This is a genomic window from Bacteroides muris (ex Afrizal et al. 2022) (assembly GCF_004793475.1).
In the GTDB taxonomy this organism is placed as follows: Bacteria; Bacteroidota; Bacteroidia; order Bacteroidales; family Bacteroidaceae; genus Bacteroides; species Bacteroides muris.
In genome coordinates this window covers 19,045-35,668 of the sequence record NZ_SRYZ01000039.1, presented here as the reverse complement: position 1 = coordinate 35,668, position 16,624 = coordinate 19,045, and the positions used below count along the sequence as shown (strand labels likewise).

Below are 16,624 nucleotides of genomic sequence, written 5' to 3'. Positions count from 1 at the left end.
CTTATTGACAATGAGAACCAAAACGAGTTTATTGATTCATTCCGCAAATTTGAAGAATTGGATTGGAATGCCATAGCAACAGACAATGGGTTGGATTATAAAACGTATAATAAGAATAAGAAAAGCAAGCGTTATTTTTCAGATGAGCAATGGAAGAAAGGCATTAAGAAGTTCAGGATCACTCAGCGGAACAGATGTTTTGGCTATGTGAATAATGGTATTTTTTATGTGTTGAGGTTTGATTTAGACCATGAGCTAAGTGATGTGGGATAATATTATTGCAACCTTGGTCTAATGTTTATAACCAGCTGATTGTAAATTCGCTGGGGATGGGCTGGAGTTTATGCCGCTTTCCTGAAAATTACTCATATTGGTTGATGAATTGCTGTTCCAAATCGTAAAAAGCCGCATATTCCTCCAGTATCGGATTGTTCCGTATGCCCGTCAAGGTTTCGCTTTCCTCCACAATGATTCCCTTATCTTCTTTTTTCAAGCCGAAGAACTTGACGGATATGTTGGTGTGTTCCTTATATTCGGAATAGAGAGAAAGCGTGTGTGTAAGCAGGTAGTCGTGAGTGGCGACGAAAATCTGCAAGCCGCATTCCTGAAGCACACGGATAAACTTTGCCACGACTTTCACAAGAGCCGGATTCAGGTTGGCTTCGGGTTCGTCCCAGAACAGGATGGTGTCCGCATTGATTTCCCCATTCAGTATGAGGTACAAGATGGAAGCCAGCTTGCGGAGTCCTTCGGCTACCAGGTGCGCTTCCATGTTCCCTTTTTCTGTCTGTATATAGAAACGTCCGTTCATCTGCAAAACTTTGAACTGCAATTCCTGTTCCAGCAACTCGATAGCCGGTTTCAACGGATTGTCTTCCGACTCACGCAATATGGGGAGTGACAACGCGTGCGCCAGATTGATATACGTTTGGTCAAATGAAATTTCACGTTTACTGCTCAAACCGATAAAGCCTTCGAACAAAGAGAACATCTCACGTGGGGGGATATAGATAAAGTGGCGGTCGTCCCACTTTTCGTCCGTTTCTAATTTTACAGTTGTTTTGGAAGCGGATGAGAAGCTGTATTGCAACAGTTTGCCGTCTATCGTGACTGTAATGTTTGCCCTGCCTGAAGGTACTCCCTTGTTGACCAGGTTGCCTATGACATCCGGCTTGAAATAAAATATCATGTCTTCCGCCAAGATATACTCAAACTGTTCCTTGGAAGTTGAGTTCTTGCCGAGGAAGTCATGGCGTGCCTGCAAAGTTGCAGCCAGGCATTTGAGAACGTGCGTCTTGCCCGTACCATTCTTGCCAATAAGGACGTTTATCCCTTTGGTGAAATCAAACCGGGTATTTGCAAAGCCTGTAAAATCAGTTAATAATATGCTGTTAATCATTGAATATGTTTCATTTATAACTAAGTAACTACAAAGGTAATTTAAAAAACGGAAGAGACAAACCCGGTTTTAAAAAAGTTATGATTATTAGGCTTATGTTTTAGAACTATCAATGATTTGCCGATAGCACCGGAAGCCGTATCATAGACGAAGCGAAACGGTGCAAGAGTACATTGGCACATGCCATCTGTAATCCGTTTTGGGATGATGCACCCCAACAGGAACCGAATGCGCATTATCTGGCAGATGAAGCAGATGTGTCCGGTAGTTCCGTTGCCGAAGCTACCGCCCGTGCGGTCTGTCTTCTGTCGTTTATACGCTCCTTGTATGAGAAGCATCCGGTTGTTGTAACCAAAGACGGAGTTGCTATTCCTGTGGGGAATATATGGAAGGAGAAGCAACTGTCTTCCATCTTGTTTGAAAGGAGGGGGAATTGTCTCTCAAGAAGTATATCACGACTCATTTCGGTGAAGGAAAGCTTGATTTCAGCCTTATTGATGACACTCATGGATTTTCCCTTATTGACAATGAGAACCAAAACGAGTTTATTGATTCATTCCGCAAATTTGAAGAATTGAATCGGAATGCCATAGCAACGGACAAAGGATTGGATTACAAAACGTATAATAAGAATAAGAAAAGCAAGCGTTATTTTTCAGATAATCTATGGAAGAAAGGCATTAAAAAATTCAAAATCACTCAACGGAACAGATGTTTTGGTTATGTGGATAATGGTATTTTTTATGTGTTGAGGTTTGATTTAGACCATGAGTTGAGTGATGTGGGATAATATTTTTATAGTCTTGGTATTATTTTTATATATAGAAAACTGTCCAAAAGCTCATATCCTGTTTATACATACTATGCTATGTGTTCGATAAGAGTTCTTGGACAGTTTGAAGTATATTCTATCCCTTTCCTATTTAAAGTTTACTAAAAAAGCAAGCAATTGCAAATTTATAAAGATTTGAATCCTGCTTATCTCCATATACTTTCAAATCAAATGTGTAATTCAAAAAAGCTTCTTCTAATCTTTCTATTTCATCGACAGACAAAAAAGGTTCTTTGAAAAATAGAAATTCTACAGATTTTACTTTCCCATACGAATCACAAATAAATGTAGTGGCTATCTTTTCAGATTTCAATTCTTCCAATCTTGCCGGTGATAATACTTCTATGTATAAGTTATTTACTGGTGTCGTTTGTTTGGCTACAAAATTGTCCAGTATTTTATCTTGCTGAAAACTTCTATTCAAAGTTTGACGATAAATCTTCTGGTTCTTATAATCATATACATAAGATTTGCCATTGGAAACTTTAACTTCGTTTTGTGCACAAATATTATTTGTAAAAACAAATAATGCGACAATTACTGAAATAAAAAAACTTAATGTCTTCATAATATCTTTTTTAAATACCGTAATTATTACTTATATAATCAAGTAGCGAAGGTTGCATACTATAAATGATACCTTTATTATAGCCAGGATCTTTAACTTTAAAAAACTCCATATAGTTGTAATAACCATATCCAGCATATTTAGTAGATAACACTTCTGATAGAGAAGGAAATCTTTCATCAAGAAAACCATCTTCACATAACAACATAATCCATCTTGTATAATCATCGGCATGTGTCGGTCCTGCTCCTAAGCCGCCAAATCCATATCCATTAGCGCAATATATAAGTTCTTGAATAATCTTTGCTTCAAATTCTATGTTTGGAGTTCCTTCTTTACCTGCATATTGAAGAATTCCATTGAAATATACTCTATCTTGTGCGGCATGTATAAACTCCTCCTGTATTGAATTCGTTGCAATTATTGAGCCTGTTTTCAACAATACCTCATTCGTTTTTGCATTGTACGAAGCTGGTGCTGTGCCTGTATCGCCTCGGGATATTTTTGATACCTTTTTAGTTGTCAGTTTCTTGAAAACACATCTGTATCCTTTGCCTAAAGGATTACTTTGTAATTCCTCAAGAATGGAATTGACAGAACCTTGGTCTGTTAAACTCAACGACACATTACTAATAAAGCTACTCATAGGATAAGTCAATGAAGCTCTACCCGAAAGTCCCCTTGTGGTAACATCATCTTCATAGGAGAAAAGTAAATCATCTCCAGAGCATGAAACCATAAATAAAATGGTTATGCATGAAATAAATTTGAACATCTTTTTCTTCATAATGCTTTTCAATTAAAGATTAATATTTAATTAGAGTTTACACTTTCTTAAAGTTGATATACTAGCGAATTAGACTGCCTTTTGTTTAATGCGGTTGAATTTAACGACATTAACTATATGATCTAACCTACTTAATATAAATTCCACTCTTATTTAAAACCGATTAGTCGGTTTGTTTTTTGCAAATATATGATTTAAAATCAAAAAATGAAAACCTATCCTTGGTTATTTTCAAAAAAATATCAAAGGGTACTAACGGAAGCTGATTGATGTAGAATATCTCTCAGAAAAACATTGTATCTTTATGTTAAGAAGAAAAAAGGAATTATGGATCTTGAAGGAGAATGTACCACGCGGACGGCTTCCGTATTCCAGTTGAAGCGGAAAAGATTCCTTCAATGCTGAATCTAACTCCCGATTTTCCTGGAGGTTTAGTATGGAAGCCTAAACAGAAAAGCGAATAGATAATCCCCGATTTATTTACCCGTATCATGGACTTGCCATACGGTTACTTCTGTCAGGAGGTAAAAAACGGCTGATAAACATAGCTCTTTTGAGAGTTTACAATGGCTCTGCCTATTGGCACATAGGCAGAGCCATCGTGGAAGGGGAGCAGAACGGAAAAGAACGGGCAGAATACGGGAAAGAACTTATTAAACAGCTATCCCAAAAACTGACTCAAAAACACGGCAAAGGTTTTACGGAAACCAACCTGAAATATATGCGCCAGTTTTACCGCTTCTTCGATAAAAGTCACTCACTGCGTGACGAATTGAGTTGGACACATTACCGCCTGCTTTTAAAGGTCGAGGACGAACAGGTACGCCTGTTTTATATGCAGGAAACGGTAGATTGTAATTGGAGTACAAGGACACTTGAACGGCAAATCGGCAATCTCTATTACGAACGGATGCTTATGAGCCATAACAGGCAATTAGTCAAGAACGAAGCTACTGAAAAACAAGTCTCCCAAGAACCGAAAGATATAATCAAAGACCCCTATGTGCTGGAATTTTTAGGATTACAGGATAATACGGATTTTAGGGAAAACGAATTAGAACAGGCTATCATAGACAAATTACAGCGTTTTTTACAAGAATTAGACAAAGGCTTTGCTTTTGTCGGTCGCCAATACCGATTAACCACCGAGACAGGGAAACACTTTTATGCGGACTTGGTGTTTTACAATTACATCCTCAAATTCTTCTTAATCATCGACTTGAAAGCCGAACCGCTTACCCATCAGGACATCGGGCAGATGGATATGTATGTACGCTATTTTGAGGACAGGATACGGCAGGATAGCGATAACCCGACAATCGGACTTATTTTGTGTACCGAAAAGGATAAGACCATCGTAAAATATAGCCTGTTGAATGATAGCAGCCAGATTTTTGCATCGAAATATATGCTTTATCTACCAACGGAACAGGAACTTAAAAAAGAGATAGAACGGCAACGGGTACAGATAGAACAGGAACAAAAACTGAATCAGTAAAGAACAAAACTCTTTATCCTGCGGAGCAAAAGCCCCCCTTAAAAAGAAAAGCCCCCAACCGCCAAATGGCGGTAAAAGCCCCCTTTATCCCTGCGGAGCATGAAACAATAAGCCCCCCCGATTAAAGTAGAAAAAGTAACTAATAACCCGATTTAATTTATCAGGGCATGAAAATACCATAGCTTATTAGGGTATTTTCTGTATCTACTTGTGTGGCATCTACTACAAACGATGGGGAAACGCCAAAAGCCCCCTTCAAAGCCCCATACCGTCAAAAGACGGTGAAAAGCCCCCCTTGTTCCTGCGGAGCATGAAAGAAAAGCCCCCGAAATATACCGTGCCATGCACGGGAACAGGAAGAAAGTCTACTTATCAAAGCCCCCGATTATTAAGCTATAAAGAAAGGAGAAAAACGGACAAATAAACGCATGGTAAATCCAGTATAACCACCCCTTAAAAACAACCATAAGACAATAGGGATAAGCGACTAAATACCTGTTGATAACTTTTTTAAGAGACACTTCTTGAAGGGTGAAAAAATAAGGGAAGCAGTTCTTTAGCTTCCCTTATTTTGTATATTTTAGATGATAGATGGGATTATTATTGGTTTAATCCAATTCTGCTCTTGAAAATAAATCCTGTATCAAAGTTTCATTTTCACAGGCGTTTTTGAAGGCTATGATAAATGTTTTCAATGCTTCTTTATCGTCAGAATATGCGCAAAACATATCGGCTTCGGGGTCAAACTGAACAATATCTATTAATTTAGGCTCCAATTCGTCTAAAAAAACTCGTGCCAAAGAAGCCCAGTCATAACCCGTTTCTTCAAAGCCTTCGTTTTCTCTTGTTTGAAAAATCTCATCCTTATACTCGCCAACATTCAAACAAACAGATACGCTGTTTTCATGCTCTACCCAAAAGAACGGTTTTATTTGTTCCTCAAAATTATTAGTGCCCATATTGTTCTAACTCATTAAAAAGCTCATCTCCATTTGCTTTAATGCCATCTCTAAATTTAGCAGGAATTTTACTGCCACAACGCTCAAACCAATCGTTAAAAACATTCTTCCATTCCTGAACTTTCTCTTTTTTGATTAGCAAATTAGCATCAACCGTAAATCTTTTAGCTAACATAACTAATATATCTATATGAGTTAAGACTGCTTGAGTTGGCTTATTAGCCGTTTTTAGCCATTCAATATTTTCGTCAATCTGCTTTAATGCCAAATTGATGTATCGAGCATTTTCTAATTCTGCCATTTCATTACCTTCTGGCGCTGTACTAAATATTTTCATTTCAAAATCTATTTTATATTAATGACATTTTACCTTTTTAGGGTTTTTGCTAATTTTATCTTTAAATTCATCTAAAGGATTATCTGACGTCCATCGTTCTTTAACCCGACCTCTATTCTTATTCAATAATCCAGATTTTTCTAATTGTTTATCTATTGAATCTGTTGCAGAGAATTTGTCTACATTTTCAGCCATTCTTTTTCTAATCAAAGCCCCTTCAATAGAGCGAGCTTGGTCATGTGAAAGTCCTTCGGCTAAAACTTCCATATTGGCTACCTTCCCTATTTTTTCAGGATTGGCTAGATGTTCGGCTAATCGTTCTTCTGCTGTTCTGCTCGTAATTCCGTAATAAACAACTTCACCTTTATCGTTTAATAATTGGTAAACAAGTTCACTTAAACCAAACTGATCTATCCACCCATTCGGATTATGCACATAGCCGTATAATCGACTTCCTCCCTGCAATCCTATTGGGTCTTGTGAAAGGTAAGTACCTGTTTCAGGAGAATAGTATCTAAAACGGTTGTAGCAAAGATTTGTTTCGGAATCAAAGTATTGCCCTTGCATACGGAACGGACACTCATTCAAAGAACTCCCTTCAAAGTTAGTCACTTTTCCATAAATATCCAAGGTGCAGTCCCAAGTTTTGTTTCCCAATTCATCGTACATTTGTATGGGGGTACCCAAATAATCGGATACAATGGAATATTGCTTACCATCCTGTATCTTCGCTGTAGGTACAAACGTGCCTGCCTCAAACACCCACGTGGTAATATCCTCTGTCGGTTCTTTGGGTGGAGCGCTTTCTTCCTCATCCGGTTGCATATTGGTGACTTTGTAGCCCCATTCATGGATAGGCACGTTTCCGTCCCATACCCAACGTGTGACCTTTCCGAAATACTGCTTAGCCGTGCGTCGTCCCAATGCATCATACCGGAACTCCACCGGTCTTCCGTCCGGACGTATGACCTTCTTCAGCATCCCGTTGGAACTCCACTCGTACAGCCATCCCGTTCCCGTTGCCAGACAGCGGATGCCCCGTTCCTTCTCCATGCGTTTGCGGTCAAACCTTACGCCCGTTTCCTGCAACTGCTTGAACTCACGGAAAATGAGGTTCCCCTCGTCATCGTAGTGATAGAAACAATCCGGGTCTTCCAAAAGTTTTCCCCCGGCACCGTATTTGCGATCTTTCTTGTCCGGTGTCTCAAAAAGGTTACCCACGAAGTCCGGTGTACGGTAAATCACATCCGTTTCCGAACCTTGCATGGTCTCCTGCCGGATAAGGAAGTCGAAACGGTCGTAGTCGTACCGTGTGACGGTACCTGTCAGCTCGTTCTCCTTGGAGAGCAGGCGGTTGGCGATGCCCCATTGGTAGCGGTAGGCACCTTGCTCCATGCCGCCCGACCGTACCGACTTGCGTATCTCCCTGCCGAAGCAGTCACGTTCCGTCCTGACAGTCACACCGCCGGAAAAGGTGCGCTGCACCTCCAGCCCGGTATTGTCACGTACCCATGACGCCTGCCAGCTCTCGCCCGCCTGCATGGTCTGCAAGTTGCCTTCCCGGTCGTACGTATGACGGATGTCCGCTCCCAGACTGCTGGTGATGCGGGTACAGTTGCCCTCACTGTCGTACGTGCGGTTGACGGTATATTCTCCCTGTTTCTCCTCAATAATCTGTCCTGTCTTCCTGTCACGGGTGAACTCCAGCAGGTTCTCGCTGTTTTCCGCCTTGACAAGCATACCGTCCTTGTCATACGTGTAAAGGGATACCTCACCGTCGTACTGTTCTTCCTTCAGGATGTTGTCCAGCCCGTCATACAGGTATTCCGTCCATTTGTCCCCGGGACGGTTTACCCGTGTGACACGTCCGGCACCGTCGCGCTCATACTCGCGTCGCAGCCCGTCGAAACCGATTTCCGTAACGACTTGTCCCAGCCCGTCCAGCTCGAAGAAATAGTTGTCGCCCGCCTCATTCCCGATGCGTCGGAGCTGCAACTCGCTGTTGTAGCCGAATGTAATCCGGTGGCGCTCCTGTTCACGGCTTTTCAATACCCCCAACGCCCCATAGGTGAACTTCACCTCGCGGATGTTGTCCGTGGCATGTACCATGTTCCCCATGGCGTCGTACTCGAACCGGTGCACGTTGCCGTCCGGTTCCTCCAGCCGTATCAGGTTGTCCGCCCGGTCATAGGCGTACCGGGTGGCATTGCCTTTGACATCCACCGCCAGTACGAGCCTGCCCCTGCCGTCGTATTCCCACCTGCGGAACAGGCCGTTGGGGAACCGCAACAGTTCGAGGTCGTAGCGGTCGTTGAAGGTGAGGGTATAGACGCGTCCCTGCCCATCGGTAATGGTATGCAATACACCTCCCTCGTAAGTGTATTTCACAGTCTCCCCGCTGAGCGTGGTGCGGCTGACGACACGGTCCATCCCGTCGTAATCCCAAGAGAGCTGTTTCCCTCCCGGCGTGCAGAGCAGGACGAGGTTGCGGTTTCCGTCGTAGCTCAGGAACGTATCCTCGCCGTTCTCGTCCGTTATCCGGACGGGTTGGCCGGACTCGTTGTAGGAAGTCTTGCGGGTATAACCTTCGGGGTTGACCGTGACCTCCAGTTCCTGATATCCGTTGTACTGCTGGCGCGTGATTCCCCCATTGGCATCCACTATCTTGTAGATGAGCTTGTCCTCCCCGTAATGGTATTCGGTTTCGGCACCCTCCCCGTTACGGATATGGGTGTAGCCTTTGCCGTAACGGATGAAGTACTCCATGACGCCGCCGTCCCCCCATGTATGCACACAACGGGCGTTCTCACCTTTGCCTTCGTATTCCCAATGGAAGGCCATGCCTCCCTGGTTGGTCAGCTGTACCAGCAGATGCCCGTCGGTATAGACGAAATGTTTGCTGACATCCAGCGCGTCGATGGTCTCCACCATGTCGCCCCGGTCGTCATAACGATAGCGGACAAGCCTGGTTTCCTCACCGTCCTGCTTCATGGACACACAGCATACCCGTCCCAGTTCGTCGGTTTCCACTTTCAAGCGTTCTCCCCGAGAAGATACGATTTCCGCCAGTTTTCCAGCCGAAGCGTATTCGAAACGGATGCGGAACCCGTCTTTGGTGGATATGCACGACACCATGCGGTAGCCGAAGCGGTTCTCCGGTCCGTCGAACCGGTATTGTAGTCCCCGAATGTCGGTCAGCAGATAACCCTGCCCGTCAAGCATCCAGAGCAATTGTTCCTTGCGGTCAAAATAGGAATCCCCCGGTTCCAGCACGGGCAGGAAAGACTCCCGTCCGTCGGCATGGCGGAAGAGGAAAGCCCCTTCTTCCAGCCGCCGGATGCCCAGGTTGTAACTGTGGTGCCAGTTGTAGCCCAACGGGCCGTCCACGGCGGCATCGCTGTAATAGGTGCGTTCCCAAACGATGGGGATGGGGCCGGGCAGCTCGAAATCCACGTTGGTGTGGTACACCCTGCCTGTTGCCGCATCGACCGGCTCACCGAATGTCTTGCATTTGATGGGCTGGAGAATGTCCGCCAGCCGATTCTTTCCTTTCTTTCTCAGTCTGTCAATCAGGTCCTGGAACTTGTCGCCCAGTTTCTTCCACATTTTTCCCAGCCCCTTGAGCCCGAACTTCATTGCCAGCGCGAACATGTCGATGGTGGGCGGCCCACCCACGAGCACCGGTTTGCCTACAGAGGTGATGGTGGAGAGCATGGATGTGGGTGCCAGCAACGCCTTGCTCACCTTCTTGGGCTTTCCCTTGCGAGGAATGGTCGGGATGCCGACCAGATTGCAGGAGAGCGCCGGATGTGTCAGCGTGGAGCAGGGGGCACCGTCCGCCAGCACGGTCGCGCTGCCCATCCACATCTCCGACTCGGACATGCCGCTGACCAGCGGTGCCGGGTGCAGGACGAATGCAGGCAGGTGCACGATGCCTATACCCGCCTGCGCAATCCACTGGTTATGCACCTTCACCGTAGGTGCCATCCCCTTGAGAATGCTGCACGCCACTCCCGCCACCCCTCCGGTGACGGGCGGCATGGCGGCGGCGATGCCTGCCATGATGTCCGCCATGAGGTCATATACTTTCCCCACATGCGGCACGGGCATGACGGGTGACGGCGGTGTGACCGTAGGGTGCATGTCTATCCCTATGGCAAGGTCGCCGAACTTGGCTACGGGCATGCCCGGCATGGATGGGAGCAGTCCGCCCAGTCCCGCCTGGAGCTTGTCCAGGGCAGCCTTTGAGTCGGCGAAAAGGTCGGAGAATCCCCGTCTGGTGCTGTTGTTGTCAACGGCATCAGCTATATTTTTCAACACATCTGACATAGTGAGAACGGTTTAGAAAAGTAAAGAAAGGAAACAGCCGGAGAGGTTAACCGGAGTCCACCGGCTGTTTCAGAAAAGGGATTGCTTATGCATCCTGTGCATAATCGCTGTTCCAGTCATTCTCGTCATCCCCCTTGGTGCCTTCCAGCTTGATGACAAAACTCTTTGCCGGGAAGTAAGGAGTCAGGTGAATGTCGAGGAAAATGCGGTCTTTCTGTTTCGGGTCACGCTCGAAGCGGAGGATCTTGAATTTTTCAATCAGGCGTCCGGGACCCTGGATGCTGTCCAGGAACTTGCTGATCTGTCCGCGCAAATCCCTCTCCGCCTTGCTGTTCCAGTTCTCGAAAGCGCGCCGGTTGAGGAAGTCCATCAATACCTTGGTCACCCAGTCGAACACACGTACCACCGAATAGGTCTGCAAGCCCAGGTTGTCGCCGTTGAACAACGTCTTGGCGGAGAACGCCATCACCTTGCCGTATTCCTTCACCATGGGAATCAAGCCGATCTTCTCCAGTTCGGAGATCTCGCTCTTCTTCAGGTTGAAAGCCACTCCGTCCACCTCGCTCATGGAACCGTATTTCTTGCCGGCGGTGACCTGTGCCATCACCGTCTTGTACACGCTGCCCGCCAGTGCCGCGGAAGGTGGAATCAGCAAGTCCTCCGTCTCGCCCAGTTCGGCATAACGCCCACGTCCGACCAGGTAGTTGCAGGCCATACATACGTTGGACTTGTACACATCGCCTCCCGACAGGTTGGAGTCGAAGAACATCTCGATGACATCGTCCGGCTTTTCAAGGTCGGCGAAGTCGGTATAAATCATCACCTTGTTGTCATGCGCTATCTTCGCCCATTTCTCAATCACTTTGTTGGAACCCAGGTAGCCGGGGATGACCAGCAAGGAATAGTTGGTGCGCAGGTCCAGGCGGTCGTAGTTGGCACGCAACTCGTCCGCAATGGCGTCGATGAAGAAAGAGTTGTCCAGGTCGGTGAGCTGCTCCATGGAAGCATTGACGATGGAAATGTTCTTAATCTTGTCGGAATCCGTATTCTTGTAGAAAAGCATGACCGTACGGTATGACTTCTCCAATTGTTTCACCTCTTCCACCGCCTTCAACTGGTTCTGGGAAAGCAGGTCGGAGACGGCCGCCGATTTCTTCTGGCACAGTTCGATCATTTCGCTGATGGACTTGTTGCCTTGCAGCATGTCCACCCACATTTCGAGCCGTTTTTCCAGCTCCTTGCGCTCAGGCGCCCGTTCGGGGTCTGTAAGGAAAATGTTACGGCGCGCCTTGCGCTCCGGGTTCAGGTTCTGTATGCCGTCCACAGAGGACTCCAGGACATTGAAACCACCAAACTTAGCCAGGACCTGTAGCTCCGCATTCAGGTTTCTGGGCTGTGCCGCAGCCTGCTGTTGTTGTACGGCTGCCTCCCTGTGTGTGTTCTGTTCACTCATAGCTGTTGTCATTCATTTGCAGGGTTAGACTTCTCGTTTTTCTTTAAATCGTCCAGCATGGCAGAAAGCGAATTGACGAATGCCTCGCGTGTCGCCGGATTCTCCAATACCCGTTGCAGCACCTTGTTGGAGCGCAACGACTTCTCCATCCTGTCGGCGAACTGCTTTTCCGTATTCAGTCCTGACAGGAAATGACTTTGCTCCGTCATTTTCTTGACAGAAAAGTCCCCCACATTGTGAAAACGGAAGTTTTCCTCCACGGGAGCACCTTCCGCATCGGTGAACTCAATATCTATCTCCGGTAAGAAATGCGCGAAGACCTGGTCGATATTGGTCAGCCCCGTGATTACTTCGGGAGCCACCGGTTCGTCTTTAGTCAACTGCTCCACCAATAATGTCCGGTTTTGTGGAATTTCCGCAATGCCTTCGGAGGCGTCAATCTTCACTTCGTTTCCGCCGATTCCGTAATTTCCAAGATCCATAAATTCGATATTTAAGTTTAAACTATATGTTGATTAAATTCTCTTTCAGTTGAAAATACCTCCTTTTCTTCTGGCTTCCGCCTGCCGCATGGAGGGGTTCTCCACCAGTTCCTTCCAGTCCTCGCCCAGCCATTCGTGAAGCTGGCGTTCCAGCACCTCGATGTCAATCGGCGCACGCACCTGCCTGCCCATATGGAGCGCCAGGTGTGCCGCGTAGGTGAAGGTGGAGCTCCGTCTGATGTCTTCGGAAAGATAGCTTCCTCCCGCCAATGCCAGCAGGAAATATTCGAACGCCTGTTCCAGCTTCCCCTCCTCGTACCGCAGGAAGCCGCACATCCGGTAGCCCTCCATGACATAATAGGGGTCCTTCCGTTCGACAGCTTTCCCGGCTATCCCCTCGTATAAAGCCACCGCCTCTTCGCGTTTCTTTTCTGCCGTCAGGATTGCCGCCTTCATGGAAACAGCCATCTTCCAGTAACTGTATCCCGCCGCCTCGCCATCCTTCATCGCCTTTTCCGCCTCGCGGATGGTCTTGTCGCTGTATTTCATGCTGCTTTTGTATTCACGGATAGCATAGCAGGCTTCGGAAGCGATGAAGAGAGCGGATATCCGAATATTCGCATCCTTCAGTTCCCCGGCGATATCCAGGAGCTTCCTTATTTCCTTTTCCAGCGGTTTCAAATCCTGTTTCCGCGTGCAGTCCATGACCGCCGTCACCTGCTGTTTGAACCGGTTCTCGGGCGCAATCAGGTCGTTGCCGGTATCCGCCCGTGCCATCCGGTTATGCAGTGCCGCCGCCATGTCAAAGCGGGGGCGTATGTGGACCACCTCCGGCGACTCGTCCAGAGCGACATTTCTGTCCTTCTTCAAATCAATGGTTGTCAGACGGATGCCCTGCGGGACACCCTCTTTCAGTACCTGTCCGAACCATTCCGTCCGGGGAAACTCCCCGGATTGTTCCGGAGGAAAATAGATGCAGAAGAAGGCATTTTCCAAACGGGATATGCACTCCTTGAAGCGCAACATCTCCTTCCACAGGTTTGCCGCCGTGGGCTCGGCCGATGTGTCGGGGCGGTACTCTGTCTTGAGCAGCCCGTCGTGCCGCAACGCCTTGAGCATGTCATCCTTCTCTTCCGCCTGCTCCTCAAACCATCCGGCATACTCCTGCCAGAGCTGTGCGGCATATTCGTCGTCATCGCCTCTGTAGGGCGTGTCGAAACGGAAAAATATGTCATCGAACTGTCCTACAGGGGAACGCTCTATCTCCAGGAACTTGTCCACCAGGTCCACATCGTTCCTTCCGACAATCCATATCGCCAGTTTCCAGTCTTTCTTTCCGGCTATGTCCGCCCAGTAATCGACCGCCTTGTAGTATTCCTGTATTACAGATGCTGATGCTCCCATATCCAATCCGTTTATGAATTAATTTTTACAATGCCTCCCGTTACGGTCATGTTTGCCGTTCCCTCCACGGTGAGGTTCGTGCCTTTCATGGTTCCGGTCTGTGTATTCAAGTCATATTCCTTGGCCGCCTCCAGCTTGATATTGGTGGCACTGCCGTTGATGATGTTTTTTTCGCTGCTGAACACCATACTTTCGTTGCCCGAAACCAACGTAATGTTTTTCTTTCCTTCGATGGAAATCGTGTCCGCCTGCATACCGATGGACTTTTCGTCCATTACGATAACGGACTTGTCCTCGTTGGTGATGACTACGCTCTTTTTCGCCATAATCGTAATGGCGTCCTTCCCGTCCAGCAGGATCAGTTGTTTTCCCGTCTGGTCGGTGATGACAATGCTTCCCGTCTCATCATCGAAAACGATGGCGCTTCCGCTGCGCGTGATAATGCTTTTGGTCTTGTTGTCCTTGTCCCCTCCCTTTCCTGAAGCGGAATGGAACATGGCTCCGGTCACATAGGGGCGGTCCGGATTGCCGTGTTCGTACCCCACCATGACCTGGTCACCGACTTCGGGAACAAACACCCATCCGCGGTTTTTGGATACGGCGTCGCTTACTCCCGCATTGGGGCTCTGCACCCTGATCCAGTTGGTTGTTTTCCCGTTTTTCTGCCAGTCGAAACTCACTTTCACCCGTCCCTGTTCCTTTTCGTCGTCATTTTTCTTCACCGTCGCAAGCTCGGGCAATGCCAGCGGGAGTTTTGCGTCGGGAACAGGGATGTTTACCGTTCCGTCAGGAATCCCGGCAAAGGTGTTGGCATAATGCCCGTCACGGCGCACCTCGTGCGTGATTTCGATGATGCGGAATTTACCCAGGGGCGGCAGGTTCATGTCACCGGGGAAAGAGACCTCAATGACTTCGCCTATCCGGATCCGGCATGTCTTTCCTATGCCCCTTATGTTCAACAAATTGGCGCCGGACTCATTTTTGAGGACCTTCATCTGCCCGTCCAGCCCCGCCTTGTCGGCGATGTGCGGATTGGCGGCGGCAGTCGTCTTTGCCCCATACGCCTTTTCGGAACAGTCATGCGCAATGGACTGGAGGTCATTCATGCCATCGGGTTTGGCGGGCGTGTCTGCATTATGTTGTTTGTTCTCCTGCGCTACATAATCGTATCTTGCAGATTTGCCCGGCACCAGATTTGCCACCAGACGTACCTCCTCCAGGTCCACATCGTACATGATCTTTTCCGTGTTGTCCTTGTCGGGTTTGCCGAAATAGACTTTTTTCCCGTCGTAATAGAACCACTCGCCGTATTGGGCGGAGAGCCGGTTCATAAAGTCGAAGACGCTCTCGTTGTACTGCGCCATGTAAGGGATTTTGGCGGAGTATTTGGGATTGGAAGCCAGCGGGACCTTCCCGTATTCCTGTGTCGCCTCCTTTATGATAGCGGAGAGGGTCTGGTCCATCCACGAGTCAAGCGTTCCGTTGTTCTCATACAATATCGTGGGGCTTGCTCCGTGAATGGCCACTCCGCCCGCCTCACCCATGCTTCCGACCATTTCCACCTGTGTGACAACCCCTTCGAAGTCATAACTTTCGCCCGTCTGCTTGTGGGCGAACGAGATGCTGACAGTCTCCCCGATGTAATTGATGAATTTTTCAGGTGTCTGCTTGAACGTATTGCCGGGCGAGAGGTAATTCACAATTACAGTAAAGGCGTGATGCCGGTTAAACCGCTGATGAAGCCGCAGTGAAACGAACTTCTGTTCCTCTCCTTTCACTGTCACCTTGGTAGTTACCAAATTCAGAAAACTTGCTCCCATACTATCTTTTGCTATGAAAATTAATTAATCAATCCGACCAGTCGGTATGTTTTTTGGTGCCGAAATAACCGGAATTGGTATATTCCGGCACCTTAAAAACTTTGATTAGAAAACAACCGTTAGTTGTTTTCCGGCCAATCCTGTACAAATGTAGCCTCGTCCATCTTCACTGTCTGTGCGGAAATGGCGAACTTGATTGTCATCGGATAGGGGTTGGCCACATTCAGTGCCTCCTCGTATTCCACCACGTAACCGTTCTCAAATACCAATTCCTTCATCTTGGCATCCTCATCCGCTTTCTTGAAGACGATACTTCCGTTTACGGGCTGATACTGTTTGAACATCTTGTCCAACACAATGGTGTCCGGAGTAGATTCAACCTCCACATAGATTTTACCACCATAGATGTCAGATGCCGGACGGCCTTTGGGGTCCACATCACGATTGAACTTGACATCCCATCTCAATACATCAAACTCTCTTGAGTCTGAAAACTTAAATGACGCTTTAAATGCCATATTCTCAAAGTTTTAAAGTTTGTAAAAAAGTTGATTACGGAATTTCCGGCTACCGGCGGTTCGGCGCCTCCCCGCCTTTGGCTTTCAATTTCCGGGGGCTAATATATGGAGCTTTCTGAAAATTACAAAAGTTTTTCGGGAAATTTTTTGCGATATTTTTTGGTTTTTTCAAAAATTATGTTCGTTAACATAAAAAAATCTGCCCTGAAAAGTGGCGGGCTTATTTTTTTGCCTTATA

General features: G+C 46.9%; 14 protein-coding genes and 1 pseudogene. 3 read left to right on the top strand and 12 right to left on the bottom strand.

All coding sequences use genetic code 11. The features are described 5' to 3' along the window. Positions 1 to 273, top strand: a pseudogene (locus E5355_RS14415) (hypothetical protein); the annotation flags it as partial. 88 nt (positions 274 to 361) lie between these two features. On the opposite strand, the gene E5355_RS14410 reads toward E5355_RS14415, so the two are convergent. Further along, entirely contained in the window at positions 362 to 1,399 is a 1,038-nt protein-coding gene (locus E5355_RS14410; RefSeq protein ID WP_135036028.1) for an AAA family ATPase, read from the bottom strand. A gap of 41 nt (positions 1,400 to 1,440) precedes the next feature. After that, entirely contained in the window at positions 1,441 to 1,737 is a 297-nt protein-coding gene (locus tag E5355_RS19505) for a hypothetical protein (RefSeq protein ID WP_168354344.1), read from the bottom strand. 95 nt (positions 1,738 to 1,832) lie between these two features. Between E5355_RS19505 and E5355_RS14400 the strand changes: the two genes are divergently transcribed. Continuing rightward, positions 1,833 to 2,189: a hypothetical protein gene (locus E5355_RS14400; protein WP_228099398.1), complete on the top strand. Its 357-nt coding sequence runs from the start codon at positions 1,833 to 1,835 to the stop codon at positions 2,187 to 2,189. 133 nt (positions 2,190 to 2,322) lie between these two features. Here the strand turns inward: E5355_RS14400 and E5355_RS14395 are convergent, their stop codons facing one another. Together E5355_RS14395 and E5355_RS14390 are read right to left on the bottom strand one after the other, a co-directional pair. After that, positions 2,323 to 2,799: a hypothetical protein gene (locus tag E5355_RS14395; protein WP_054349505.1), complete on the bottom strand. Its 477-nt coding sequence runs from the start codon at positions 2,797 to 2,799 to the stop codon at positions 2,323 to 2,325. 10 nt (positions 2,800 to 2,809) lie between these two features. After that, positions 2,810 to 3,586, bottom strand: a complete 777-nt coding sequence (locus E5355_RS14390; protein WP_100262829.1) for a hypothetical protein — start codon at positions 3,584 to 3,586, stop codon at positions 2,810 to 2,812. Positions 3,587 to 4,139: 553 nt separating this feature from the next. On the opposite strand from E5355_RS14390, the gene E5355_RS14380 reads away from it, so the two are divergent. After that, a complete protein-coding gene (locus E5355_RS14380; RefSeq protein WP_228099397.1) occupies positions 4,140 to 5,084 on the top strand; it encodes a PDDEXK nuclease domain-containing protein in 945 nt (314 codons plus the stop codon). 608 nt (positions 5,085 to 5,692) lie between these two features. Here E5355_RS14380 and E5355_RS14375 read toward each other — a convergent pair. The 8 genes from E5355_RS14375 to tssD all read right to left on the bottom strand — a co-directional run bounded on the left by E5355_RS14375 (position 5,693) and on the right by tssD (position 16,386). Next, the gene (locus tag E5355_RS14375) at positions 5,693 to 6,043 is read right to left on the bottom strand and encodes an immunity 51 family protein (protein ID WP_100262828.1); all 351 of its coding nucleotides are present in this window, start codon (positions 6,041 to 6,043) and stop codon (positions 5,693 to 5,695) included. Then, complete coding sequence (locus E5355_RS14370; RefSeq protein WP_068960257.1) at positions 6,033 to 6,380, bottom strand: hypothetical protein; 348 nt, start codon at positions 6,378 to 6,380, stop codon at positions 6,033 to 6,035. Before E5355_RS14370 ends, E5355_RS14375 begins: the two co-directional genes overlap by 11 nt. A gap of 18 nt (positions 6,381 to 6,398) precedes the next feature. Beyond that, positions 6,399 to 10,709: a DUF6531 domain-containing protein gene (locus tag E5355_RS14365; protein ID WP_228099396.1), complete on the bottom strand. Its 4,311-nt coding sequence runs from the start codon at positions 10,707 to 10,709 to the stop codon at positions 6,399 to 6,401. An 85-nt stretch (positions 10,710 to 10,794) separates the two neighbouring features. Then, positions 10,795 to 12,162 carry a DUF5458 family protein gene (locus E5355_RS14360; protein ID WP_032935238.1) on the bottom strand — a complete coding sequence of 456 codons (1,368 nt, stop codon included), beginning with the start codon at positions 12,160 to 12,162 and terminating at the stop codon, positions 10,795 to 10,797. Between the two features lie 8 nt (positions 12,163 to 12,170). Further along, entirely contained in the window at positions 12,171 to 12,644 is a 474-nt protein-coding gene (locus E5355_RS14355; RefSeq protein ID WP_005682896.1) for a hypothetical protein, read from the bottom strand. A 45-nt stretch (positions 12,645 to 12,689) separates the two neighbouring features. Then, the gene (locus tag E5355_RS14350; protein WP_135036025.1) at positions 12,690 to 14,048 is read right to left on the bottom strand and encodes a hypothetical protein; all 1,359 of its coding nucleotides are present in this window, start codon (positions 14,046 to 14,048) and stop codon (positions 12,690 to 12,692) included. An 11-nt stretch (positions 14,049 to 14,059) separates the two neighbouring features. Beyond that, a complete protein-coding gene (locus tag E5355_RS14345) occupies positions 14,060 to 15,868 on the bottom strand; it encodes a type VI secretion system Vgr family protein (protein WP_135036022.1) in 1,809 nt (602 codons plus the stop codon). Between the two features lie 119 nt (positions 15,869 to 15,987). After that, complete coding sequence (tssD, locus tag E5355_RS14340; protein WP_005682899.1) at positions 15,988 to 16,386, bottom strand: type VI secretion system tube protein TssD; 399 nt, start codon at positions 16,384 to 16,386, stop codon at positions 15,988 to 15,990. Positions 16,387 to 16,624: the final 238 nt, after the last annotated feature.

Coding starts and splice junctions, on each gene's coding strand:
- E5355_RS14350 (WP_135036025.1), bottom strand. CDS start 14,048: ATGGGAGCATCAGCATCTGTAATACAGGAATACTACAAGGCGGTCGAT.
- E5355_RS14355 (WP_005682896.1), bottom strand. CDS start 12,644: ATGGATCTTGGAAATTACGGAATCGGCGGAAACGAAGTGAAGATTGAC.
- E5355_RS14370 (WP_068960257.1), bottom strand. CDS start 6,380: ATGAAAATATTTAGTACAGCGCCAGAAGGTAATGAAATGGCAGAATTA.
- E5355_RS14365 (WP_228099396.1), bottom strand. CDS start 10,709: ATGTCAGATGTGTTGAAAAATATAGCTGATGCCGTTGACAACAACAGC.
- E5355_RS14410 (WP_135036028.1), bottom strand. CDS start 1,399: ATGATTAACAGCATATTATTAACTGATTTTACAGGCTTTGCAAATACC.
- E5355_RS14395 (WP_054349505.1), bottom strand. CDS start 2,799: ATGAAGACATTAAGTTTTTTTATTTCAGTAATTGTCGCATTATTTGTT.
- tssD (WP_005682899.1), bottom strand. CDS start 16,386: ATGGCATTTAAAGCGTCATTTAAGTTTTCAGACTCAAGAGAGTTTGAT.
- E5355_RS14345 (WP_135036022.1), bottom strand. CDS start 15,868: ATGGGAGCAAGTTTTCTGAATTTGGTAACTACCAAGGTGACAGTGAAA.
- E5355_RS14360 (WP_032935238.1), bottom strand. CDS start 12,162: ATGAGTGAACAGAACACACACAGGGAGGCAGCCGTACAACAACAGCAG.
- E5355_RS14390 (WP_100262829.1), bottom strand. CDS start 3,586: ATGAAGAAAAAGATGTTCAAATTTATTTCATGCATAACCATTTTATTT.
- E5355_RS14375 (WP_100262828.1), bottom strand. CDS start 6,043: ATGGGCACTAATAATTTTGAGGAACAAATAAAACCGTTCTTTTGGGTA.
- E5355_RS19505 (WP_168354344.1), bottom strand. CDS start 1,737: ATGCTTCTCATACAAGGAGCGTATAAACGACAGAAGACAGACCGCACG.